The sequence below is a fragment of the Ideonella sp. genome, from assembly GCF_041914305.1.
GTDB lineage: Bacteria > Pseudomonadota > Gammaproteobacteria > Burkholderiales > Burkholderiaceae_C > Ideonella.
This window is the reverse complement of record NZ_JAYSDQ010000014.1, coordinates 66,111-87,777: the sequence shown is the minus strand read 5'-3', so window position 1 is coordinate 87,777 and position 21,667 is coordinate 66,111. Positions and strand designations below refer to the sequence as shown.

The 21,667-nt window shown below is 68.3% G+C and carries 17 protein-coding genes and 7 tRNA genes; 7 read left to right on the top strand and 17 right to left on the bottom strand.

The features are described from left to right. Window positions 1-47 precede the first annotated feature (47 nt). Window positions 48-1,250 carry a cyclopropane fatty acyl phospholipid synthase gene (cfa, locus tag ACE3SG_RS18540; RefSeq protein WP_374567506.1) on the top strand — a complete coding sequence of 401 codons (1,203 nt, stop codon included), beginning with the start codon at window positions 48-50 and terminating at the stop codon, window positions 1,248-1,250. A gap of 55 nt (window positions 1,251-1,305) precedes the next feature. Here the strand turns inward: cfa and ACE3SG_RS18535 are convergent, their stop codons facing one another. Further along, complete coding sequence (locus ACE3SG_RS18535; RefSeq protein WP_374567503.1) at window positions 1,306-2,760, bottom strand: hypothetical protein; 1,455 nt, start codon at window positions 2,758-2,760, stop codon at window positions 1,306-1,308. Between the two features lie 10 nt (window positions 2,761-2,770). Beyond that, window positions 2,771-4,069, bottom strand: coding sequence for an SPFH domain-containing protein (locus ACE3SG_RS18530; protein WP_374567501.1), 1,299 nt, complete (start codon window positions 4,067-4,069; stop codon window positions 2,771-2,773). A 223-nt stretch (window positions 4,070-4,292) separates the two neighbouring features. On the opposite strand from ACE3SG_RS18530, the gene ACE3SG_RS18525 reads away from it, so the two are divergent. Together ACE3SG_RS18525 and ACE3SG_RS18520 are read left to right on the top strand one after the other, a co-directional pair. Further along, window positions 4,293-4,982, top strand: a complete 690-nt coding sequence (locus ACE3SG_RS18525; protein WP_374567499.1) for a response regulator transcription factor — start codon at window positions 4,293-4,295, stop codon at window positions 4,980-4,982. A 268-nt stretch (window positions 4,983-5,250) separates the two neighbouring features. Further along, on the top strand, window positions 5,251-7,362 hold the full coding sequence (locus ACE3SG_RS18520) for a sensor histidine kinase (protein ID WP_374567497.1): 2,112 nt from the start codon (window positions 5,251-5,253) through the stop codon (window positions 7,360-7,362). Here ACE3SG_RS18520 and ACE3SG_RS18515 read toward each other — a convergent pair. After that, window positions 7,359-7,856: an Lrp/AsnC family transcriptional regulator gene (locus ACE3SG_RS18515; protein ID WP_374567495.1), complete on the bottom strand. Its 498-nt coding sequence runs from the start codon at window positions 7,854-7,856 to the stop codon at window positions 7,359-7,361. The two genes, ACE3SG_RS18520 and ACE3SG_RS18515, sit on opposite strands and share 4 nt — an antisense overlap. 140 nt (window positions 7,857-7,996) lie before the next feature. Between ACE3SG_RS18515 and glmS the strand changes: the two genes are divergently transcribed. Further along, window positions 7,997-9,844 (top strand): glutamine--fructose-6-phosphate transaminase (isomerizing), encoded by a 1,848-nt coding sequence (gene glmS, locus ACE3SG_RS18510; RefSeq protein ID WP_374567493.1) that lies wholly within the window; start codon window positions 7,997-7,999, stop codon window positions 9,842-9,844. A 139-nt stretch (window positions 9,845-9,983) separates the two neighbouring features. Here the strand turns inward: glmS and ACE3SG_RS18505 are convergent, their stop codons facing one another. Beyond that, window positions 9,984-10,382: a hypothetical protein gene (locus tag ACE3SG_RS18505; RefSeq protein ID WP_374567491.1), complete on the bottom strand. Its 399-nt coding sequence runs from the start codon at window positions 10,380-10,382 to the stop codon at window positions 9,984-9,986. Window positions 10,383-10,575: 193 nt separating this feature from the next. Here ACE3SG_RS18505 and ACE3SG_RS18500 point away from each other — a divergent pair, with 193 nt between their 5' ends. Then, complete coding sequence (locus ACE3SG_RS18500; RefSeq protein WP_374567489.1) at window positions 10,576-10,953, top strand: VOC family protein; 378 nt, start codon at window positions 10,576-10,578, stop codon at window positions 10,951-10,953. A gap of 57 nt (window positions 10,954-11,010) precedes the next feature. Here the strand turns inward: ACE3SG_RS18500 and ACE3SG_RS18495 are convergent, their stop codons facing one another. Both ACE3SG_RS18495 and ACE3SG_RS18490 read right to left on the bottom strand, forming a co-directional pair. Beyond that, entirely contained in the window at window positions 11,011-12,660 is a 1,650-nt protein-coding gene (locus ACE3SG_RS18495) for a hypothetical protein (RefSeq protein ID WP_374567487.1), read from the bottom strand. Between the two features lie 8 nt (window positions 12,661-12,668). Then, on the bottom strand, window positions 12,669-13,136 hold the full coding sequence (locus ACE3SG_RS18490; protein ID WP_374567485.1) for an Lrp/AsnC family transcriptional regulator: 468 nt from the start codon (window positions 13,134-13,136) through the stop codon (window positions 12,669-12,671). 173 nt (window positions 13,137-13,309) lie between these two features. On the opposite strand from ACE3SG_RS18490, the gene ACE3SG_RS18485 reads away from it, so the two are divergent. Next, on the top strand, window positions 13,310-15,577 hold the full coding sequence (locus ACE3SG_RS18485; RefSeq protein WP_374567483.1) for an aminotransferase class V-fold PLP-dependent enzyme: 2,268 nt from the start codon (window positions 13,310-13,312) through the stop codon (window positions 15,575-15,577). A 47-nt stretch (window positions 15,578-15,624) separates the two neighbouring features. Further along, window positions 15,625-16,422 carry a sulfite exporter TauE/SafE family protein gene (locus tag ACE3SG_RS18480; RefSeq protein ID WP_374567480.1) on the top strand — a complete coding sequence of 266 codons (798 nt, stop codon included), beginning with the start codon at window positions 15,625-15,627 and terminating at the stop codon, window positions 16,420-16,422. A gap of 146 nt (window positions 16,423-16,568) precedes the next feature. Here ACE3SG_RS18480 and ACE3SG_RS18475 read toward each other — a convergent pair whose 3' ends face one another. The 11 genes from ACE3SG_RS18475 to ACE3SG_RS18425 form a co-directional block, all read right to left on the bottom strand. Further along, entirely contained in the window at window positions 16,569-17,375 is an 807-nt protein-coding gene (locus ACE3SG_RS18475; protein WP_374567478.1) for a DNA polymerase beta superfamily protein, read from the bottom strand. A gap of 91 nt (window positions 17,376-17,466) precedes the next feature. Next, window positions 17,467-18,606, bottom strand: coding sequence for a slipin family protein (locus tag ACE3SG_RS18470; RefSeq protein ID WP_374567476.1), 1,140 nt, complete (start codon window positions 18,604-18,606; stop codon window positions 17,467-17,469). A gap of 294 nt (window positions 18,607-18,900) precedes the next feature. Then, a tRNA-Ala gene (locus ACE3SG_RS18465) sits at window positions 18,901-18,966 on the bottom strand. Between the two features lie 197 nt (window positions 18,967-19,163). Then, window positions 19,164-19,727 (bottom strand): HNH endonuclease, encoded by a 564-nt coding sequence (locus tag ACE3SG_RS18460; protein ID WP_374567474.1) that lies wholly within the window; start codon window positions 19,725-19,727, stop codon window positions 19,164-19,166. Between the two features lie 53 nt (window positions 19,728-19,780). Beyond that, window positions 19,781-20,983 (bottom strand): RtcB family protein, encoded by a 1,203-nt coding sequence (locus ACE3SG_RS18455; RefSeq protein ID WP_374567472.1) that lies wholly within the window; start codon window positions 20,981-20,983, stop codon window positions 19,781-19,783. A gap of 29 nt (window positions 20,984-21,012) precedes the next feature. Further along, window positions 21,013-21,081: transfer RNA gene (locus ACE3SG_RS18450), tRNA-Ser, on the bottom strand. 92 nt (window positions 21,082-21,173) lie between these two features. Next, window positions 21,174-21,248: transfer RNA gene (locus ACE3SG_RS18445), tRNA-Val, on the bottom strand. 6 nt (window positions 21,249-21,254) lie between these two features. Beyond that, window positions 21,255-21,394, bottom strand: a tRNA-Gln gene (locus ACE3SG_RS18440). An 11-nt stretch (window positions 21,395-21,405) separates the two neighbouring features. Next, window positions 21,406-21,479 (bottom strand) — tRNA-Lys (locus ACE3SG_RS18435). 5 nt (window positions 21,480-21,484) lie between these two features. Beyond that, a tRNA-Glu gene (locus ACE3SG_RS18430) sits at window positions 21,485-21,559 on the bottom strand. A gap of 32 nt (window positions 21,560-21,591) precedes the next feature. Then, window positions 21,592-21,666 (bottom strand) — tRNA-Met (locus ACE3SG_RS18425). Window position 21,667 lies beyond the last annotated feature (1 nt).

Here is a 21,667-nt window from a genome sequence, read left to right as displayed (position 1 = left end):
CACAGGGTAGATCCTCCCTGACGGCTTCTTGGCGGAGCGGTGTGTGCATGGACGCGGACGCGATCGGCGCGACAGGCGGCAACAACCAGACGGCGCGGCCCGGCCCACCGGACGACGGCACGCGCGATTGGTTCGAGCGCCTGCTGGCGCAGGCCGACATCCGCGTCGGCGGCGATCGCCCGTGGGACATGAAGCTGCTCGACCCCGACGTGCCCGAGCGCGTGCTGGCGCGGGGCACGCTCGGCCTCGGCGAAAGCTACATGGACGGGCACTGGGACGCCGAGTGCCTCGACCAGTTCTTCTTTCGGCTGGCGGGTGCGCAGATGTCGCGCGACGGCCGCTCGCTCGCGCTGGCCGCCAAGCCGCCGATGTGGCACCTGCTGAAGGCCCGCTGGGTCAACCTGCAGACGCAGGCGCGCGCCTGGCAGGTGGGCCAACAGCACTACGACCTGGGCAACGATTTCTATGCCGCGATGCTGGACCCGCGCATGACCTACACCTGCGCCTACTGGGCCGGTGGCGCGCAGACGCTGAGCGACGCGCAAGAGGCCAAGCTCGAGCTGGTGTGCCGCAAGCTGATGCTGCGGCCCGGCATGCGGGTGCTCGACATTGGCTGCGGCTGGGGCAGCTTCATGCGCTACGCCGCCGAGCGCCACGGGGTGCACTGCGTCGGCGTCACCGTGTCGGCCGAGCAGGTGTCGCTCGGGCGCGCGCTGTGCGCCGGCTTGCCGGTCGAGTTCAAGCTGCAGGACTACCGCGAGCTGCAGGACATGGGCGGCCGCTTCGACCGGGTGGTCAGCCTGGGCATGTTCGAGCACGTGGGCCACAAGAACTACCCGGCGTTCATGCGCGTGGCCGAAGCGGCGCTGAAGCCCGACGGGTTGTTCCTGCTGCACACGATCGGCCGCAACGAGCACGGCAACGGCACCGACCCGTGGATCGACAAGTACATCTTCCCCAACGGCGAGCTGCCGACCATCGCCCGAGTCGGCCGCGTCTGCGAACGGCGTTTCGTGGTCGAAGACCTGCACAACTTCGGCGCCGACTACGACCGCACGCTGATGAGCTGGTGCGCCAATGTCGAGGCGGCGTGGCCGCGCTTTGCCGAGGCGCTGGGTGAGCGCTTTCGCCGCATGTGGCGCTACTACCTGCTGTCGTGCGCCGGCGCCTTCCGCGCCCGTGACATTCAGCTGTGGCAATGGGTGTTGTCACCACGCGGTGTGCCGGGCGGCTATCACCGCCCGGCCTGACCTCTTGGGGTCTCTCCCTCTCACGACAGCGTCAACTACTCATCAGTATTCCCGGTCAGCGCAGGCTGACGGTGCCTCGTTTCCAACCCGCATCCTGAAAGCGCTGGAAGGCGGCCAGGATCTGCGGCGTGCTGGCGAACTTGTCGGTCGTCAGCGTCGGCAGCTTGGTGACTTCGAAGCGGCGGCTCCAGCGGCCTTCGGTGCGGGCTTCGCGGGCCAGCAACAACTTGGGCTCTGCCCCGGGCGCGAAGCCGGCGTATTCGACGTAGCCGGCATCGGCGCCGAGCGGGTTGCCCGGGGCGGGCGGCAGCACGTCCAGCGTCCAGCCTTGTGCACCATCCTTGCGCATCACCCACAGCTCGCGCCAGGTGGCCAGCGGCTGCACGGCCACCGTCAGCAGCGTGGCGCCGGGGTCCACGGTGGCCGAGTTCAGCCACACCACGCCCCAGGTGCAGCGGCGCAGCAGCGGTTGCTTCGCATCGTGTTGCGCGTCGACCAGCAGCAGGCAGGTTTCGCCGGGCTCGCCGGCCTGGGTGACCAGCGTCGGCCGGCGCGTGAGGTCGGGCGTGCCCACCGGGGCGGGTGCCGCGGCCCAGCGTGAGGCACCGACGCGGATCGCCGCGTCGTTGTACTCGGCCTGGTCTTCCTCGGCCAGCTCGGTGGCGCGCACGCCGGCCAGCTCGTCCACCGCGCGTTGGCCGGCCGCTTGCGCGGCCTCGCCACGGCGGGCTTGGGCAAACGCCAGCGACGACCAGACGCCCGCGCGGCGCAGGCGCAGCTTGTTCTTCGTCCACTCGGGCAGCGTCGCCATCGCGGCAGGGCTCAGCTTGTCCAGCAGGCCGGCGCGCCACTGGTCGCGCGCTTCACGCTCGGTCGGCTTCAAGCCCGGGTCGATGCAGTCGTGCCGGGTCAGGCCCAGCACGGCGCGGGCCTGTTGCTCGGGCGTGGCCTGCGGCATGGCCAGCACACGGCCGTAGGCCTCGCCGTCGTAGCAGAGTTGCACCGCGCCGTCGCGCTCGACGTTCACCCAGCGCACGCCGTAAGCGCCCACGCCGTCCAGGTGGGCCGAGAGGGTGGTACTCGGTGTCGTGTTGCGCGACGAAGCCCGGCGCGCCAGCCGCTCGGCCATCGTGCCGATCGCGTCGAAGGGCTCGGGCCCGATCTCGCGCGCCGGCGCCGCCTTCAGGTAGGCCGCGGCGTAGGCGATGCCCAGCGCCTCGGCCCCTGGCGTGTCCTTGACGAAGCGCAGCACGGCCAGCAGTTCGGGCGCGTCGGCTTCTTTCGCTTCGGTGCCACGCACCTGGGTGGCCTTCACGTAGCCACCGCGCTCGCGCTTGTGGTCCCAGACCTGCAGGTAGCCCAGGCGCTCGCCGCGCACTTCGAGCGCGTCGCCCTGCCAGAGCTGGGCCTGGGCGGGTGCGCTGTCGCTGGGCGAGGCGCGCAGCGCGGTGGCGTCTTGTGTCACCAGCGCGAGGCTGGAGAGGGCGGCAGCCACAGTGATCGTGATCATCATCGGCTCCTTACTGGGTCTCTTCTTCGCTCTGCACGTCACCCACGACACGGGTGGGGGTCGCCTTGGCCTGGTTGCCCAGCAGCGTCGAGCCGATGAAGCCACCATCGGCCGGCGGCGGCGCGATGATCACCTGCACCTTGTCCGACAGCTTGTCGGCCAGCGTCTTCTGGATCAGCAGCGGGTGGCGGGTGATCAGCGCGCCTTCGCGCGCCATCTGCTCGCTGTTGGCCAGGCCCACCTTCTGCAACCGGTAGGCCTCGGCGTCGGCCAGCTTCTGGCGCGAATCGGCTTCACCCTGGGCTTCGATGCGGCGCGCTTGCGCGCTGGCTTCGGCGGTCTTCACGCGGGCTTGCTTCTCGGCCTCGGCTTCGAGCTGACGCTGCTCGATCTGCTTCTGCTTGAACGGCAGCACATGCTTCATCGCTTCTTCCTGCGCCTTGGCGGCGATGATCTGTTCGCGCGCCGCGGCCTCGGCCTGCTTTTCGCGCCGCACGCCGTCGGCCTGGGCTTCGAGCGCGGTCTGCTCGACCTGTTTTTCCTTCAGCACCAGCGTGTAGCGCATCTTCTCGGCCGCCAGCTCTTCGGCCAGCAGGCGGTCCATGCCGCGGCGGTAGTCTTCGGGCAGGTCGATCTTGCCCAGCGTCACGCCCTTCAGCAGCACGCCATCCGCGGCCAGGCGCGGCTTCAGCTCGGTCTCGATCGCCTGCTGCAACTCGGCGCGCTTGCTGGAGAAGATCTCGCGCACCGTATAGCGCGCCATCACCTTGTAGATCACGCCGTTGACCGCTGGTTGCACCACGTCGGCGCCCAGGTCGTTCGGCAGGCTGGTGGCCATCGCCGCCACGCGGGTGGGGTCGAGCGCATAGCGCACCGACAGGTCGACACCCAGCGACAGGCCCTCGACCGACTGGAACGGCGATTCGCCGTCGGCGTGCAGGCTGCCCTGCGGGCGATAGACCTGGTCACGCAACGGCAGCGTGCGCAGCGTGTGCAGGCCGGGCAGCACGATCACGCTGCCTTCGTGCAGCTCGGTGGTGCCGCCGGTCAGGCGGTTCGAGCGCACGCCGACTTCGCCGTGCTCGATGCTGGCCAGCGGCGGGTTCTTCCACAACACATAGGCCGAGGCCACCGCCAGGCCGGCGACCAGCAGCACCACCCGCGACGAGTGCAGGGTGGCCGCGCCGCGGCGAAGGGTGACGCCGGTGGCGCGGGCGATGCGGTTCAACCGCGTCTGCCAGCCGCGCTCGCGTGCCGGGCGGGCCGGCTCCGGGTCTTCGAAGGTGCTGGGGGGGGTGTCGTCGTTCATGGTGTCGTCCTGTGGTGTCTCGGGGTCCGGATGTCGGCCGTCGCGTTCTTCGCTTCGGCATGGCCCTCATTCTTCGAATCCACCGCAGAGCAAGCGAGAGCCGCGCGCACCCAGTTCGCACGCGTTCGTGAAGGCCCGCGCCGGGGCGCGGAAGAAACCTTCACGCCGGCCGCGGCAAGGGCTCGGGATAATCGGCCGCAGCAGTTCAAACCGGAGCGAACCGATGGTGAAAGTGGCCGTGATCGAGGACGACCAGCCGACCAGCCAGCAGCTGTGCGGCTGGATCGCGGCGGCGCGCCCGGGCATCCAGGTCGACACCTGGTTCACCCGCGACGAGGCCGAGGCCGCGATCGCCCGCGAACGCTACGACCTGGTGGTGCTCGACATCGAGCTGGGCCGCGAGCGCAACGCCGGCGTGGCCATCATCAACGCGATCAACAAGCGCCACGCCGGCACGCCCGTGCTGGTGGTCTCGGCGATGCCGGCGGCCATCTACCGCAGCATCATGAAGGCGCTCGACGCCTGGGACTACCTGCAGAAGACGACCTTCGACGAGGCCGATTTCGTCGAGACCTTTCTCGACATCCTGCGGGCCACGCGCGACAAGGCGCCGGCGCCTGAGCCCGTGGCCCCGCGCGACGAACTGCTGGTCGACCCGCTGCGCCAGGGCGCCGCGATCTGGCGCGGCCAGCGCGTGAACCTGCCGCTGACCGCGCAGCGCATCTTGAGCGCGCTGTACCAGCGCCGCGGTGAGGTCGTCAGCTACGAAGACCTCTACCAGGTCGTCAAGAGCGGCCGCAACCGCGACAACATCCGCAAGCACGTCAGCACGATCCGCGAGGCCTTCCGCGACATCGACCCCACCTTCGACGGCATTGCCAACGTGCCGATGCGCGGCTTCCGCTGGGAGTAGGGCCTGCCAACGCTATGGGAAGGCACGCGTGACTCAGCAAATAGCCGCCAGCAAGGCGCACGGCGCAGCCCGGGCTTGCCGTCCGGGCAAGGTGGGCAACGCCGCGGGCGGCTGTTTGCTGAGATCACCCTCCGCGCCGTCTGCTGACAGGCCCCACGGCGTCGTTGCTCACTCGTTGTGTGCCCAGGGCACACGGCCTCGTTCGCGCCTACCCGTGGGGCCTGCCAGCAGGCGGCGCGTGTCTTCCCATAGCGTTGGCAGGCCCTAGATGCGCTGGACGTCCGGCCTGCCCGATGTGCAGGCCCTGCTGCCCACCCGTATCCCGCTGCGGCTGCGGGTCTTCTTTCGCGGTGTGTTCGTGCTGCTGGCGCTGGCCACCGTCGCGCTCGCGGGCTTCGTGCTGCGGGAGGAGAAAGAGCTGGGCTTGCGCGCCTACCGCGAAGGCTTCGGCAAGACCAAGGAGCAGATCGTCGCCCGGCTGCGCCACCCCACCGGCCAGTTGGCGCTGTTGAACCCCGACACGCGCGGCACCGCGGTGACCCCGCTGCACCCAGTCGTGCTGCCGTTCTCGGCGATCGATTTCGACGACAAGGCCAAGGTGCAGCAGGCGGTCGAGATGGCCGGCTGCGGCGTGCAGTACGGTGACGGCGCGACGCTGTGCGTGGCGATCGGCAGCAACCCGCTGGCCGGCGGCTTCATCTACGCCGTGGGCGGCTTTGCCACCGGCGAGCTGGTGCCCAAGCCGCCGGGTGTGCGAGACCTGGGCACGGCACACCGCGTGCGCGTCGAGGTGGCGATGCGTGGGCAGGCCTGGCGCTGGCTGGCCCCGTATGAAGGCTCCGCCGACATCACCGGCGCCCAGCGTGGCCGCCTGACCGGCTTTGCCGAAGAGGCAGATGGCGCCTTGGCGCTCAAGCCCGTGCGCGACTTTCGTGGCTGGCTGTGGCAGGACGCGCGTTGCGTCGATGGCCAGACCGGCGATGACTGCCCGCGCCGGGTGTTTTACTCGGTGCGCCTACCGATCGAGATCTTTCGCGACGAACTCCAGGCCAAGCGCAACCAGCTTGTCTGGCCACCGGCCGACCTGAACCGCATCCTCGTGCACCTGCAGGTGCTGGCACCCAGCGGCGCCACGCTGTTCGACAGCAACCAACCCGACGCGACGCCACCCTTTGGCCTAGCCGACCTGCAGCCGCTGCTGCTGCCTGGCGAAACGCTGCGCCTGGCCAAGGCCGGCCCGCAGGGCGAGACCGAGTTGGCGCTGCTGCAGGGCAACGAGGTGCCCGGGGCGGCCGAGCCCTCGTGGTGGGACCGCTTCACCGCGCAGCTGATCCGCCGCCTGGAAGTCGAAGGCTATGAGCAGGCCCTGGTGGCGCAAGACACGATCGCCACCCCGCTGGGCCGCTACGAGCTGACGCTGACCGGCGACGTGCGCAGCGTCAACCGCACGCTCGGCCGCGTGGCCGCACGCGTCGGCTGGATCGTGGTCGCGATGCTCGCGGCGATCGTGCTGGCGTGGGCCGCCATCGAGCTGCGGATCGTGCGCCGCATCACGCTGCTGACCAAGCGCGCGGCGGCGGTGCGGCATGGGGTGCAGAGCCTGAAGGGCGGCTCGGACGATGAGGTGCGGCTCGACGTGGCCGACCTGCGCGGCAGCGACGAGCTGGGCCTGCTGGCCGGCACGCTGGCCGAGCTGCTGGAGCGCGTCAACGACGACGTGCGCCGCGAGCAGATCCGCACGGCGCAGGAGCGCGAGCAATGGCACGCGGTGGGCCACGAGATCATGTCGCCGTTGCAAAGCCTGCTGGCGCTGCACCCGGGCGACGCCGACCCGAGCCACCGCTACCTGCGCCGCATGCAGCAGGCGGTGCGCGTGCTCTACGGCCAGGCCTCGCCGACCGAGGCCTTCGAGGCGACGACCTTGCCGGTGCAGGCGCTGGACATCGACGAGTTCCTGCGCCACGTGGCCGACAACGCGCCGCACGCTGGCATCAACGACGTGCGCTACACCAGCGCCGGCGCACCGTGCCTGGTGCGTGGCGACGCCTACGCGCTGGAAGACGTGGTGACCCACGTGCTGCGCAACGCCGAGCGCTATCGCCCCGCGGGCACGCCGATCCAGCTGACGCTCGCGCAGGTCGATGCGGGTGTCGACGTCGTCATCCACAACCAGGGCCCGCCGATCCCCGACACGCTGGTCGACCGGATCTTTGAATACGGCGTGTCCGACGCCGCCGGCGAGCCAGGCGCCGACCCCGCACACCGTGGCCAGGGCCTGTTCGTCGTGCGCACCTACATGGCCAAGATGGGCGGCACGGTGGAAGCGCGCAACGAGCCCGCGGGTGGCGTGAGTTTCGTGCTGCGCCTGGCGCGGGCCTAACGCGGCGGCTCGACGGCCTCGACTCGCGGGTCGAACTTCGCCCGCTTCAACGCGAAATAGCTTTTCACGTTGCGCACGTTCGCGTCCTGCGTGAACAGGCGCTGCGCGAACGCGTGGAAGGCGGGCATGTCGGCGGCCCAGGCGATCAGCACGAAGTCCGGCCCGGGCGACACGCGCCAGCACTGCTGCACCGCGGCGTCGGCCACGGCGCGCTGCTCGAATGCGGCCTGGTGCTCGTCACCCTGGCGGTCGAGCGTGATCTCGCACACCGCGCTCAAGCCCCGCTCGGCAAAGCGTGGGGCGAGCAGGGCGGTGAAGCGCTCGATCACCCCGGCATCGCGCAGCCGCTTGACGCGGCGCAGCGCCGTGGCCGGCGACACATGCGCCGCCTGCGCCAGCGCGTGGTTGGTCAGGCTGGCGTCGGCCTGCAAAAGGTCGAGCAGGCGCCAGTCGATGGCATCAAGCGAGATGGATTCATTCAATTCTTCTGCCATGGTGGATGATTATTCCATTCACGCTACGGACTGGCGAACAATTTCATTGTGAACTGAAATTTGAAAGCATCCGTCTTTCGGTGAGGCCTACGATCTTGGCATCGCCGCACCCCAGCGGCCTCTCGACAGGACACCCCACCATGTGCGGCATCGTCGGCGCGGTCAGCGCCCAGAACATCGTCCCCATCCTTGTGCAGGGCCTGCAGCGGCTCGAATACCGCGGCTACGACTCCTGCGGCGTCGCGGTGCATCAAGACGGCGCGCTGCGCCGCAGCCGCTCGACCGAGCGCGTGGCCGATCTGCTGGCCCAGGTGCAGCACGACGGTGTTGCCAGCGGCACCGGCATCGCCCACACCCGCTGGGCCACGCACGGCGCGCCGGCAGTGCACAACGCGCACCCGCACTTCTCGCGCGACCCGAATTCGCCGCAGGTGGCGCTGGTCCACAACGGCATCATCGAGAACCACGACGAGCTGCGCGACGAGCTGAAGGCCAAGGGCTATGTCTTCGAGAGCCAGACCGACACCGAGGTCATCGCACACCTGGTGCACCACCACTACGACGGTGACCTGTTCGACGCGGTGCAGCGCACCGTGCAGCAGCTGAAGGGCGCGTTTGCGATCGCCGTCTTCTGCCGTGACGAGCCGCACCGCGTGGTCGGCGCGCGTCAGGGCTCGCCGCTGGTGCTGGGTGTCGACGAGGCCAACGGCGCGCGCTACCTCGCGTCCGACGCGATGGCGCTGGCCGGCGTGACCGACCGCATCGCCTACCTCGAAGAAGGCGACGTGGTCGATCTGCAGTTGGGCAAGCACTGGGTGGCCGCCCGCGACGCCAACGGCCAGTTCCGCCCGGTGACGCGCGAAGTCAAGACGGTGCAGGTGGCCAGCGGCGCGGCCGAGCTGGGCCCCTACCGTCACTACATGCAGAAAGAGATATTCGAGCAGCCACGCGCGATCGCCGACACGCTCGAAGGCGTGCACGGCATCACGCCGGAGCTGTTCGGCGACGGCGCCTACCGCGTGATCAAAGAGGTCGACCGTGTGCTGATCCTGGCCTGCGGCACCAGCTACTACGCCGGCTCGACCGCCAAGTATTGGCTGGAGAGCATCGCCAAGATCAAGACCGATGTCGAGATCGCCAGCGAATACCGCTACCGCGACAGCGTGCCCGACCCGCGCACGCTGGTGGTCACCATCAGCCAGAGCGGCGAAACGGCCGACACGCTGGCGGCGCTGAAGCACGCACGCTCGCTGGGCATGCAGCACACGCTGACGATCTGCAATGTCGCGACCAGCGCGATGGTGCGCGAATGTGCGCTGGCCTACGTGACGCGGGCCGGCGTCGAAGTCGGCGTGGCCAGCACCAAGGCCTTCACCACGCAGTTGGCCGCGCTGTTCCTGCTGACCTTGTCACTCGCGCAAGTGCGTGGTCACCTGAGCGACGAGCAAGAGGCCGCCCACCTGAAGGCGATGCGCCACCTGCCGGTGGCATTGCAAGCCGTGCTCGCGCTGGAGCCCCAGGTCGTCAGCTGGGCCGAGGCCTTCGCGCGCAAGGAAAACGCGCTCTTCCTCGGCCGCGGCCTGCATTACCCGATCGCGCTCGAAGGCGCGCTGAAGCTCAAGGAGATCAGCTACATCCACGCTGAGGCTTACCCCGCCGGCGAGCTGAAGCATGGCCCGCTCGCGCTGGTGACGGCCGAGATGCCGGTGGTCACCGTGGCCCCGCACGACGCGCTGCTCGAAAAGCTCAAGAGCAACATGCAAGAGGTTCGTGCGCGCAAGGGTGAGTTGTTCGTCTTTGCCGATGCGGACAGCCGCATCACCGCCGACGAAGGTGTGCACGTGATCCGCATGCCCGAGCACTACGGCGCGTTGTCACCGATCCTGCACGTGGTGCCGCTGCAGCTGCTGGCGTATCACACGGCCTGCGCGAGAGGGACGGATGTCGACAAGCCCAGAAACCTCGCCAAGAGCGTCACGGTCGAATGAACGTGACGCTCTTGCGGGCCGCCAGCGGCGGCCCGGCGCCGTGGGCGCGCGAGCTTTCTGGGCTTGGGGCGTAGCTCATGTGCCCTTGGGCACGTGAGCGGAGACCACAAGCCCCCGCCGGCAGCAGGAGCCTTCCTGCTCAGCGCTGCGGTTCGGCCTCGCGCACGTCTTCTTGGGCAGCCGTGGCCTCGGTATCAGACGCAGCAATGACGTGAATGTCCGCGCCGTCTGATGGCCAGCGGTCCAACGCGAAGCATTCGCCATGCTCGGCCGCCTGGTCAAACCAATCCAGCCATTCCGGGTCGTCGAGGTAATCCTCACGTTCGACGAAGGATGGCTGGCGGGTGATGGCGACCACTTCCCAATGGTGGTCTTCGAAATGGCGCGATGAAATGTCGACGGCCCGAGATTCGCACGAGGTGGCGATAAAACAGTTGGCAACGACGTCTTTGATGGCGGGATGGTGTTCGTTGATGGGCTTGGCCAACAACCGGTACTGCACGAATTGCACTTGCGAACGGCGCGGGCGCGCTGCCATTTGAGGAACCCGCCATTTTGCCGGCTGGTGTTTCGCAGCGAGGGCAGCGCCATGGCAGGCCAATCCAAACGGCGAATTAATTCACCACTCCGTCAACCGGGATGCGGCTGGCACAACGACGCAGAAGATGGCGATACTTCGCCCCCTTGATTTGATTCAGCGTCGCGCACGGCCAGGCGCTTCAGGAGAGTTCATGTTCGACCACGTCAAGTTTGGAGTCAGCAACTTCGCTGCGAGCAAAGCGTTCTACCTGCAGGCGCTCGAACCGCTCGGCGTCAGCGTGGTTTCAGAAGGCGCGCCGGCGTACGGTGTCGAGTTCAGCCAGCCGCAGGGCACGGTCTCGCTGTGCCTGTTTCAGACAGAAGAGAAGCCCGCGCACCTTCACCTGGCGTTCGTGGCCGAGAGTCGCCAGCAGGTCGATGCCTTTCATCGTGCGGCGTTGGCGGCGGGGGGCAAAGACCATGGCGCGCCGGGGCTGCGCCCGCACTACCACGCGAACTACTACGCAGCCTTCGTCATTGATCCGGACGGGCACAACATCGAAGCCGTCTGCCACAAGCCCGAGGCCTGACCTGCGGGCGCGTCTCTCGGCAGCGAACGCGCGCGCCACTGGGTCACGGGGAGATCATCAGTAGCACACGTACTCGCCCTCGATCTGGCATTCGCCGCCGTCGGCGTCGTGCTCCTGGCAGCGGGCGGTTGCCGGGGTCGACAGAAAACCCAGCAACTGCGTGTTGCTCGACGAAATGTCGTAGGCCCCCACCGCGCAGTGCCCGTCGGCCACCACATCGGATGCGCGCTCGACCGCCAGCGAGTTCCACGGCGCCCCGGCCAGTGCGTCCGGGTCGATCGGGCCGAACTCCAGGTTGCAGCGCGCCTTCAAGGCCTGCAGGCGCTTGTGGCTGCCGCAGGACAAGACCTTCTCGCAGCCCTCGTTGCTGTCTTTCACCGAGCATCTGAAGTGGCGCTGGGTGATGTGCTGGCCGTCGCAGGTGCGAGGTCGCTGGTCCAGCGTGCCGCCGTGGCACACCAGGCGGTGCTTGGCGCAGGTCACCTGCTTTGGGTTGGTCGCATCGAGCTCGAGCGATTCGCCGTCGCGCAGCAGCATCGGGATCCGGTCGCGCCAGAAGCACGAGGTGGACGGCACCGGCCCGTGGCCGGCCCGGTTGCCGACGAAGGTGCTGCCAAACGCATCTGCACCTGGGATGGCGCCCGCGTCCTCGGCCACGTTGTCGATCAGGTAGTTCGGCCCATCGCCCAACAAGATGGCCTGCGACCTGGCGTTGAAGTAGTTGCCCTTGATCGCCGTGCGGTGGGCTTCGTCGCGGTCGTTCACGCTGCTGCCGTACGGAAAGCCGGCGTCGTCGTCGCAGTAAGAGCGGTTGCCGTTGCGTGACGCGACCCAGATGTGCGGCTGCCTGTCGACGGGGCCACGCGGGTCGAGGAACTGGTTGCCGAGCAGGTCGTTCTTCGACGGCTCGTTGTGCCGCACGGTGCCGGCCTCGCCGCAGTTGCGGTAGATGAAGATGCCGCCGTGCGGGCTGGTGCTGAACTCGTTGCCCTGGATCAGGTTCTCCGACGAACCGTCCACCGCAATCACTTCGCGCGCCGGCGCCGTCTTGAACCGGTTGTTCAGGATCTGGTGCGAGCCGCCCTCGGCGTCGAGGTAGACCACCGCCGAGGGCGAGGTGCCGAGAAAGGTCGAGTTCCGAATCGTCACGCCGGTCACCCCCATCGACAGGTAGATGGCGATGCGGTCTTTCGGGTCGATCGTCAGCGTGTCGAAGCGGATGTTCGTCGGCGCTCGTTTCCTGAGCACGCTGGTGTGGTGCGGGTCGGTGCGTGAAGACTCCCTGACCGCCGGCGAGTCCTGCCCGCCCATGCCGCTGACGTTGATGTTGCCTTCGAGGACGCAGTTCTTGATCGTGATGTCGCGCGGGCGCTCCCAGGCGGTCGTGCCGTCGGGCTTCTGGTACTCGTACGACTGCACGTTGATGCGCGGCAGGTCGGCGTTGAGCGCAGTGGACGACAGCGTCGCGCCGGCACAGTCCACCTGGACACCGTTAGACACCGCGCCATGGTTGAAGTACAGCGAGCGGGTGATCACGTCGACGGGCTTCAGCGTCAGGTGGCAGTCGATCAGCACCGCGCCGTCGCCGGGCTGTGGCGGCGAGCGCAGCACGGCCAGCTTGTCGGCGCTGCAGGCCTGTGCGGCCTGTGCCGGCGGCCCCAGCCCGGCAGCGGCGCACAGCAGCAGGGCAGCCCACCGTGTTCGCATCGCGGCCCCTACAGCGCGTAGCCCAGCGGCAGCGCGGTCGTGTACTTCAGCTCTTCCATCGCGAAGCTCGAGCTGACATCGGCCAGCTCGATGCTGGCGGTGAGCCGCTTGTAGACCGCGTCGTAGGCTGCGATGTCGGGCACGACGACGCGCAGCAGGTAGTCGACCTCGCCGCTCATGCGGTAGAACTCGACCACCTCGGGGATCGCCTCGACCGTGGCGCGGAAGTTCTCGAACCACTTCTGGTTGTGGTGGCTGGTGCGGATGCCGACGAACACGGTGACCGCCACGTTGACCGCCTTGCGATCGACCAGCGAAACCTGCTTGGTGATCACCCCGCCTTCTTTCAGGCGCTGCACGCGGCGCCAACAGGGCGTGGTGGACAGGCTGACGCGTTCCGCCAGTTCGCTGATCTGCAGTTCGGCGTTGTCTTGCAGCAGCGCCAGCAGCTTCATGTCGATCGCGTCGAGTTTCATGTCGTCACACGTTCAAAACGGGCAAAGCAAGCCGTTTGCGTGGAGATTGGCAAAACCGGCGGCTAGGAGATTCATGTACTACGGTGCATCCTAATCGGGGTAGAAAATTTCTCTCGATGGTAGATACCATGAACCCCATTCCTGAGGCTTCAGGAAAGCAGGAACCCCCTTCCATGGAAATCTATCTCGACGCCAACGCCACCACGCCCGTGCTGGCCCAAGCCCGCGCCGCCGCCCTGGCCACGATGGCCGACGACTACGGCAACCCCAGCAGCATCCACAGCACCGGCCTGAAGGCCCGCGCGCTGATGGACGCGGTGCGTGGCCGCGCACGCCGCGTGCTGGGCGCGCCGACAGGGCAGCTGCTGTTCGTCAGCGGCGCGACCGAAGGCATCCAGACGGCGGTGCTGTCGGCGCTCGGTGCCTTGCGTGAGCGCTGTGCCGCGCCCGGCGCACCGCAGCTGCTGTTGTATGGCGCCACCGAGCACAAGGCCGTGCCCGAAGCGCTGAAGCACTGGAACGCTTTGCTCGGCCTGGGCCTGCAGGTGGTGGCCATCCCGGTCGGCCTCGATGGTCGCCACGACCTGGGCTGGCTGCGTGACCACGCGCCGCGCGCCGGCCTGGTCTGCACGATGGCGGCCAACAACGAAACCGGCGTCATCAGCGACCTGGACGGCATTGCCGCCGCGCTGGAAGGCAGCCAGGCGTTGTGGATGGTCGACAGCGTGCAGGCGCTGGGCAAGCTGCCGCTGCACCTGGTGCAGCGCCGCATCGACTACGCGCCGTTCTCGGGCCACAAGCTGTATGCGCCCAAGGGCATCGGCATGCTCTATGTGCGCGAGGGCGCGCCGTTCACGCCCCTGCTGGCAGGCGGTGGGCAAGAAGGCGCGCAGCGCTCGGGCACCGAAAACATGTCTGGCATCGCCGCGCTCGGCGCGGTGTTGTCAGCCCTGCAATCCGGCCAGGGTTTCAAGAACCACGCCACGCTGGCGGACTACCGCGCCCGGCTGGTCGACGCCTTGCAGGACGCGTTCCCCGGCCTGGTCTTCAACGCGCCGCCGGCACTGTGCCTGCCGACGACGCTGAACTTTTCGGTGCCGGGCCTGAGCTCGAAGCTGCTGCTCGACCTGTTCGACGCGGCCGACGTGCGCGTCAGCGGCGGCTCGGCCTGCAGCGCGGCGCAGGCCAAGCCGAGTTATGTGCTCGAGGCAATGGGGCTGCCGGCCTGGCAGACCGCCTCGGCGGTGCGCCTGTCGTTCGGCCCGGCGGCCGATGCAGACTTCATCGACGAAGCCTGCGCGCGCATCCGCGCCTGCGGCGAAACCCTGCGCGACTGCTGCCTGGGCTCGACGCCGGGCCGCGCGCTGCCGGCCGAGGGCGTGACGCGCTTCGTCGTCGACGCCGCGTGTTGTTACCTGGTGGCCGACGAGGCGAGCCGGCGCTGTGTCGTGATCGACCCGCTGCCCGAGCTGACCGAGCGCCTGGTGCAGCAGATCCGCTGCCAGGGCCACACCCTGGCGGCCGTGCTGGACACCCACAGCCATGGCGACCATGCCTCGTCGGCGCCCGAGCTGCGCGCCACGGCGCACGACCTGCTCGAAGGCGGCGGCGCGATGGCGCTCGACCCGCTCGGCTGGCCGCGTGGCACCGAGCACATCTCGCTGGGCGCGCTGAGCCTCACCCGGCTGGCGCTGCCCGGCCACACCGAAGACTCGACCGCCTACCTGCTGCGCGACGCGCAGGGGCTGCGCATGGCCTTCGTCGGCGACACGGTGATGCCCGGCGCGCTGGGCCGCAGCGACTTTGCGCAGAGCGCGCCGCTGGCGTTCGGCCCGTCGCTGCGCCGGCTCGAAGAGGCGGTGGGGCCGCACGGCCTGCTGGCCCCCGGGCACGACTATGAGAAGCGCGTGGCCACCACCTTGAGCGCCGAGTGCGCCGTGCAGCCGCTGCTGTCGCGCGTGCTGCGGGGTGCGATGGAGGCGGGGGCCTTCGCCGCCGCCAAGAGCGCGCTCGAGCAAGACCTGGGGCTGACCGAGTACCAGACGCTGGCCTGCGGTGCCCGCGTTGCGACGGCTGTCGAGGCCGTGCCCCACGAGCTCGAGCCGGCCGCGCTGCATGACCTGCTGCAAGGCCCGGGCGGGCTGGTGCTGGTGGATGTGCGCGAGCCCTATGAGCAGCGCCTGAGCACCACGCCCGACCTGGGGCCGAACGTGCGCTACCAGGCGGTGCCGATGTCGCGCCTGCTCAATGCGTTGCCCAACTGGCTGGCACTGCCGGCCGAGACGCCGGTGCTGTTCTTCTGCCGCAGCGGCAACCGCAGCGCGCAGGCGGCGCAGGCGCTGCGGCGCCTGGGCCACGCGCAGGCCTGGAGCCTGGCCGGCGGCCTGGCACTGTGGCCGAAGACCCTGCCGGGCATGCTCGACATCGACCTGGCGATCTGACGAATGAGTGTGGTGGACGTGTTGGGGCGGCGATGCTGATCGCCGCGATGTCTTTGGGCGCGCTCGTCGGCCTCACGCTCGCGCTGACCGGCGCGGGCGGCGGCATCCTGGCGGTGCCGCTGCTGGTGTTTTCGCTGCACCTGGGGCTGGCCGAATCGGCGCCGGTGGGGCTGCTGGCGGTGGGCCTGGCGTCGGCCGTCGGCGCGGCGCTGGGCCTGCGGGAAGGGCGGGTCCGCTACCGCGCGGCCATGGTCATCGGCGGCGCCGGCGTGCTGCTGGCGCCCTGGGGCGTCTGGCTGGCGCAGCGGGTGCCCAACGGGCCGTTGACGCTGGTCTTCGCGCTGGTGCTGGGCTGGTCGGCCTGGGGCATGTACCAGCGCAGCCGCGCGGCCCGTTCGGCCCCGGTGGAGCGGCTGGCGCAGCCACCGTGCGTGCGCAACCCCTGCACCGGTCGCTTCATCTGGACGCGGCCCTGCAGCATGGTGCTGGCCTCGACCGGCATGGTGTCCGGCATGCTGAGCGGGCTGCTCGGCGTTGGTGGCGGCTTCGTCATCGTGCCGGCGCTGACGCGCTACTCCGACCTGGCCCCTGACAGCATCGTCAGCACCTCGCTGGCGGTGATCGCGTTGGTGTCGGTGTCCGGCGTCGCCTCGGCCACGCTGCACGGCAGCATGCCCTGGTCGATCGCCTGGCCCTTCGCCATGGGTGCGATGGTGGCGCTGCTGGCCGGGCGCCGCCTGGCGGGCCGTTTCAGCGGGCCCACCTTGCAGCGCAGCTTCGCGGCGCTGAGCGCCGTGGTCTCGCTGATGCTGCTGGCCCGCGGGTTGGGGGCGATCGGCGCTTGAGGTGACGCCTTGGGCAGCCGCGCGTTTCAGCCGGCACGACGCCACAAGCCAGGATGCTGTATGAAATCACAGTATCATGAGGCCCGCAGTTGCCATCAGGCATTCGGGGAGCCAGGCTGGCCCTGGCTCCCTTCTTTTTCGGCATCTCAGCGGCCCGACAGCACGGTTTCGGCCAGCAGTTGGTCGAGTGTGTGCATGTCCGGCTGGCCGATCGCCGGCTGGGCGTCGGCCAGATCGGCCATCAGTTGCTCGAGGTAGGTGTTGAGCACCGGCCGCGCTGGCAACCACTCTTGCTCGCCGCTGCGGCGCTTGATCACCAGCAGCTCATCGATGTCGCGCTGCACCGCCACGTCGGTCACCATCGCTCGCACCAATGGCTCGAAAGCCATCGGCGGTGCGTCGTCGCGCTCGAGCACCCACTTGGCGGCCAGCAGCGGCCGCAGCACGTAGAGATACTTCTTGGCCCGCACCTGCTCGCCCTGCAGGTACTCGCGAAAGTTGCCGCGGCCCATGGCCGCGTAGTGGTGGAACGAGCGGATCGGTTGGTACACCGCGGCAGCCGCTTCGCGCAGGCGCTGCACAAAGCCGTCGTCTTGCCGGTAGACCACCGGCGAGCTGAGCCATTCGATCAGCGTCGCGTTTCCCTTGGCCAGCAGTTGCAGGGCCTTGCGCAGGTCCCAGCCATTGACGTCGAACACCGGGCCGGGCACCTCTTCGATCACGTCGCGCGTCGGCGTGATGCGCAGGTACTCGCGCACCGGCCGCGCGAAGATGAAGCGCACGTCGTAGTCCGAGTCGGGCGAGGCGAAGCCCCAGCCGCGGCTGCCTGATTCGCAGGCGTACAGCACGCGCACGTCGTGCTCGGCCTCGACCGCAGCGAGCTTGCGCAGGATCTCGGCGCGGATCTGCGGTTCGATCGGGTGGGCGACGTTGTCCAAAGGCGAAGTGTTCATGGATCCTCCGTGATTCGATTGTCTGCAAGGAAGCAAGTGCCAAGAAAAAAGGGCGCCCGAAGGCGCCCTGCAAAGCGAATGACCACGCGGTTCAGCGCAGCTTGACCAGCCCGTTGAGCACCTGGTCCAGGCCACCGAAGACCGAGATCTTGTCGATCCGTTCGGCCACGCGTTCCAGCGTCTCCAGCTCCTTCATGCGCAGCGCAACGGGGTTGCCCTCCATCACCTTCGCGGTGTTGAGCAGCGAGCGCGTCGCCGCGGTTTCCTCGCGGCGGCGGATCACGTTGGCCTCGGCCGACTTCTCGGCCTCGACCACCTGGGCCAGGATGGTCTTCATCTCGCCCGGCAGCACGATGTCCTTCACGCCCACGCCGTCCAGCTCGATGCCGTAGGCCCCGAGCTTGGCGCTGACCTGCGCGGTCACGACCTCGTCGATCACGGTCTTGTTCTCCAGCAGCTCGTCGAGCGATCGGGTGCCCACCGCGGCGCGCAAGCCGAACTGCAGCTCGCGGTACAGGTGGTCCGCAGGCTTTTGCAGCTGGGTGTAGGCCTGCAGCACGTCGGTGAAGCGCCAGGTGGCCGACAGGTTCAGCCGCAGCGCCACCTTGTCGCGGGTCAGGATCTCCTGGCCGGTGACTTCGAGCGCCTGCAGCCGCAGGTCCACCAGCTCCACCGTCACGTTGCGGTTGAACTTCCAGAACGCATACGAGCCGGCCACCAGCAGACGCTCGATGTGGCCGTCGACCCAGAGGATGCCGGCGCCGTGGTCGGGCACCTGCACCTGCAGCACACCCGCCAGGCCCGCCACCGGGCGCGAACGCAGCTGCGTCTGCACGAAGCGCGCCGCCAGCGCGGGCGCCACCTCGACCGAGGAGCCGATGTCGACCACCTCGACCTTCACATCGACCAGGCCGTTCTTCCAGTACAGGCGCCGCGTGGCGGGCGGCAGCACTTCGACCAGCACACCGTTGTCGGTGCGCAGGCCGACCTGGTGCTCGCCAAGTTCGACGCGCACGAATTCGGCCTCGACCACCTCGGGCTCCTTGGCCATCAGGTAGTCGGCCAGCCCGTGGTTGAACGCCGCTTGTTCGAGCGCGAAGGTCTCGACGCGCAGCTCGTCCTTCCAGCTGGAGAAGCGGTGTTCACCGGGGTGCAGCACGCGCTCGAAATCGCCATTGCGCAGCAGCAGGCCGCGCTCGTTCTTCTTCACAGTGACACGCGTGAACAGCATGGTGTCCCTCCTTGATTCGTGATGTCGTGTCGATGGGGTGTCGATGGAAATGGGTGCCGTTACAGCAGGGTCGCGGGCGGCGAATGCCAAGGCCCGGGCGTCACGCTGCACCGCACCAGCTGCCTCCCAGTCAGCCGGTGAAGTGGAACGTGGGCACGAAACCCCGCGTGCTCGCCGCGCAAGCGGCCCTGCTGATGAACCTCTGGGTTCGCGCCTTGCGACGCTCGCCCACGGTTCACGTTCGGCGTGGTCTTGCGACCGGTTGACACTGGGTCTGGTTTTTCAGGCCAGATGTGGAACAGGAGTCGAACCTGCGACCTACGCATGGCGAATGCGCTGCTCTACCCAACTGAGCTATCCAGTGGCGGAGATGCCGGGAGTCGAACCCAGACCCTTGCGGGAAACCACTTCATCACCATGACGGCCGTTTCCAGCAACGCGGCATGTGCGGCAGCGACGAGCCCTTTGACATCGGGCCCGGTCACCGCACACCGGTGGGGTGGTACCCCCAACCTGTGAGCGTTTGCCTTTCACGGCAGACTCATTGGCGCCCGAGCTCAGCTCAGGCGCGATCCTTTCGGCAGGCGCGAAGCCAGCCAGTCATGCACGTCGGCGCGGATGTGCCTGCCTTCGAGCAAAAAATCCTCGAAGCGACTCGGCACGTACGGCAGGTACAGCAGCGGCATGCTCGCCTCTTCCGGCGTTCGGTTGGCCTTGCGACCATTGCAGGCGCCGCACGCGGTGACCAGGTTCATCCAGGTCCAGCCGCCCCCGCGTGATTCGGGCACGATGTGTTCGCATTGCAGATCTCGTTCATGAAAGCGTTGGCCGCAATAGGCGCAGGTGTGGCGGTCGCGGCGAAACAATTTCAGCTTCGCCATCGACGGCGTCACATCGAACAGGTTGATGCGCGGCGCACCGCGCAGCGCGATGATCGGGTGCACCTCGATCAGCGATTGGCGGCCGGTGGCCGCGTTCATGCCGCCGCGCAGCGTGGTCAGCGGCCTGTCGCCATCGGTCCACGCCACCGTGTCGGTCGCGTAATGCAGAGCGGCGTGCTCGAGCGTGATCCAACGCTGCGGCGTGCCTTGAATGTCCAGTTGCAGTACATGCTGGTGCATGACGTTCTCCTCTCAGCTTTTGTCGTGGCTGACGGAGCACACCAGCGACCCCGTCAGCCTTTCACACACAAGACCTGCTTGAGCGTGTGTTCCACGCTCACCAGGTCCGCTTGCGCGGCCATCACCGCGTCGATGTCCTTGTAGGCACCGGGTATCTCGTCTAGCACGCCTTCGTCCTTGCGGCACTCGACGCCGGCGGTCTGCGCCGCCAGCGCGTCCAGGTCGAACAAGCGCTTGGCCGCACCACGCGAGTGGCGTCGGCCCGCGCCGTGCGAGCACGAGCAGTACGCCAACGGGTTGCCCTTGCCGCGCACGATGTAGCTCTTGGCGCCCATCGAGCCGGGGATGATCCCGAGCTGACCTTCGCGCGCACTCACTGCCCCCTTGCGGGTGATCCACACCTTCGCCCCGAAGTGTTCTTCGACAGTCGCGTAGTTGTGGTGGCAGTTGATCGCTTCCTTGGTCGAGCCGATCTCGCGCCCCAGCGTTTCGCGCAAGGCGCGCATCACGCGGAACATCATCAGATCGCGGTTCAGCGCTGCGTAGTCCTGCGCCCACTGCAAGGCTTCGACGTACTGGTGGAACTCGGGCGTGCCCTCGTTCAACCAGGCCAGGTCGCGATCGGGCAGCCCGACACCTGCTTTCACGCAGGCTTCGCGGGCCATGCCCACGGCCGCTTCGCCGATCGTCTTGCCGATGTTGCGCGAGCCCGAGTGCAGCATCACCCACACCGCGCCGGCCTCGTCCAGGCACAGCTCGATGAAATGGTTGCCACCGCCCAGCGTGCCGATCTGCTTCCAGATGCGGCGTGCGTCGAGCGAGCCGAGCACTTGCAGGATCGAGAGCTTCTCGAAGCGCAGGAACAGCGCGTCCATGCGCTGCTTCAGCACCTTGCCATGCGCGGCTTCGTGCGTCGGGTTCACTTCCTTGTCGTGGGCCGCGAAGCCCACCGGCACCAAGGCCTCGATCGCCGAGCGCACGGCGGCCAGGCTGGCCGGCAGGTCGTTGGCGGTCATGTCGGTGCGCACCGCGCACATGCCGCAGCCGATGTCGACACCGACGGCGGCCGGGATGATCGCGCCGCGGGTCGGGATCACCGAGCCCACGGTCGCGCCCTTGCCCAGGTGCACGTCCGGCATGATGGCCACGTGGCCCGCCACGATCGGCAGGCCCGCGATGTTTCGGATTTGAGACAGCGCCTGGTGATCCACCTCGACGCCCTCGGTCCATCCCTGGACGTTCTTCATCAGCTCCATGGCTGTTCTCCTTGTTGTTGTTCGAATGGTGGTGCGCCCGGGTGAGTTCGAATCACCGGCCTCGGCCTTCGGAGAGCCGCGCTCTTCCGTCACGGCGCCCCAGGTCTCGGCAAGCCGAGCCCGCCCCCGAGGGGATCAAGGAACTCGGGAGCGGCCCTTCGTTTCCTTGAGCGCTACGGGCGCAAGAATCTGGTAGCCCCCGGGAATTTCGAAATCCCGACCGTCGCCTTGTAAGGGCGCTGCTCTGCCTCTGAGCTAGGGGGCTGTTTGGTGGCAGGGGCGGCAGGATTGCTCGGGCTTCCGCCCTCAGCCTTCGGCACGTGGCAAGCCACGTCCTGCTGCTTCGCAGCAGAGCGAACCTGCGTTCACTGGTTCAAAGCCAGCTGTCTGAGGCCACTCGACTACACCCCGGTTGTTGAAGATGGTGCGGGCGCAGGGGATCGAACCCTGACCTGCCGGTTAAAAGCCGGCTGCTCTACCCTTGAGCTACACCCACGAAGTTGGTATCTCGTACGGGGGTCGAACCCGTGTTCCGACATTGAAAGCGTCGTGTCCTGACCGTTAGACGAACGAGACATAGATGGTGAGCCGCGAGAGCTCGCCTGGATTGGTAGTCCGAGGTGGGAACGATCCACCGACCTGAGCCTTATGAGGGCTCTGCTCTGCCACTGAGCTATCGGACCC

Excerpts from the sequence above, each read along its gene's own strand:
- glmS (WP_374567493.1), top strand. The coding sequence starts at position 7,997 with ATGTGCGGCATCGTCGGCGCGGTCAGCGCCCAGAACATCGTCCCCATC.
- ACE3SG_RS18495 (WP_374567487.1), bottom strand. The coding sequence starts at position 12,660 with ATGCGAACACGGTGGGCTGCCCTGCTGCTGTGCGCCGCTGCCGGGCTG.
- ACE3SG_RS18460 (WP_374567474.1), bottom strand. The coding sequence starts at position 19,727 with ATGCACCAGCATGTACTGCAACTGGACATTCAAGGCACGCCGCAGCGT.
- ACE3SG_RS18525 (WP_374567499.1), top strand. The coding sequence starts at position 4,293 with ATGGTGAAAGTGGCCGTGATCGAGGACGACCAGCCGACCAGCCAGCAG.
- ACE3SG_RS18520 (WP_374567497.1), top strand. The coding sequence starts at position 5,251 with ATGCGCTGGACGTCCGGCCTGCCCGATGTGCAGGCCCTGCTGCCCACC.
- ACE3SG_RS18470 (WP_374567476.1), bottom strand. The coding sequence starts at position 18,606 with ATGCTGTTCACGCGTGTCACTGTGAAGAAGAACGAGCGCGGCCTGCTG.
- ACE3SG_RS18530 (WP_374567501.1), bottom strand. The coding sequence starts at position 4,069 with ATGAACGACGACACCCCCCCCAGCACCTTCGAAGACCCGGAGCCGGCC.
- ACE3SG_RS18475 (WP_374567478.1), bottom strand. The coding sequence starts at position 17,375 with ATGAACACTTCGCCTTTGGACAACGTCGCCCACCCGATCGAACCGCAG.
- ACE3SG_RS18535 (WP_374567503.1), bottom strand. The coding sequence starts at position 2,760 with ATGATCACGATCACTGTGGCTGCCGCCCTCTCCAGCCTCGCGCTGGTG.
- ACE3SG_RS18500 (WP_374567489.1), top strand. The coding sequence starts at position 10,576 with ATGTTCGACCACGTCAAGTTTGGAGTCAGCAACTTCGCTGCGAGCAAA.
- ACE3SG_RS18490 (WP_374567485.1), bottom strand. The coding sequence starts at position 13,136 with ATGAAACTCGACGCGATCGACATGAAGCTGCTGGCGCTGCTGCAAGAC.
- ACE3SG_RS18485 (WP_374567483.1), top strand. The coding sequence starts at position 13,310 with ATGGAAATCTATCTCGACGCCAACGCCACCACGCCCGTGCTGGCCCAA.
- ACE3SG_RS18515 (WP_374567495.1), bottom strand. The coding sequence starts at position 7,856 with ATGGCAGAAGAATTGAATGAATCCATCTCGCTTGATGCCATCGACTGG.
- ACE3SG_RS18480 (WP_374567480.1), top strand. The coding sequence starts at position 15,625 with ATGTCTTTGGGCGCGCTCGTCGGCCTCACGCTCGCGCTGACCGGCGCG.
- ACE3SG_RS18455 (WP_374567472.1), bottom strand. The coding sequence starts at position 20,983 with ATGGAGCTGATGAAGAACGTCCAGGGATGGACCGAGGGCGTCGAGGTG.
- ACE3SG_RS18505 (WP_374567491.1), bottom strand. The coding sequence starts at position 10,382 with ATGGCAGCGCGCCCGCGCCGTTCGCAAGTGCAATTCGTGCAGTACCGG.
- cfa (WP_374567506.1), top strand. The coding sequence starts at position 48 with ATGGACGCGGACGCGATCGGCGCGACAGGCGGCAACAACCAGACGGCG.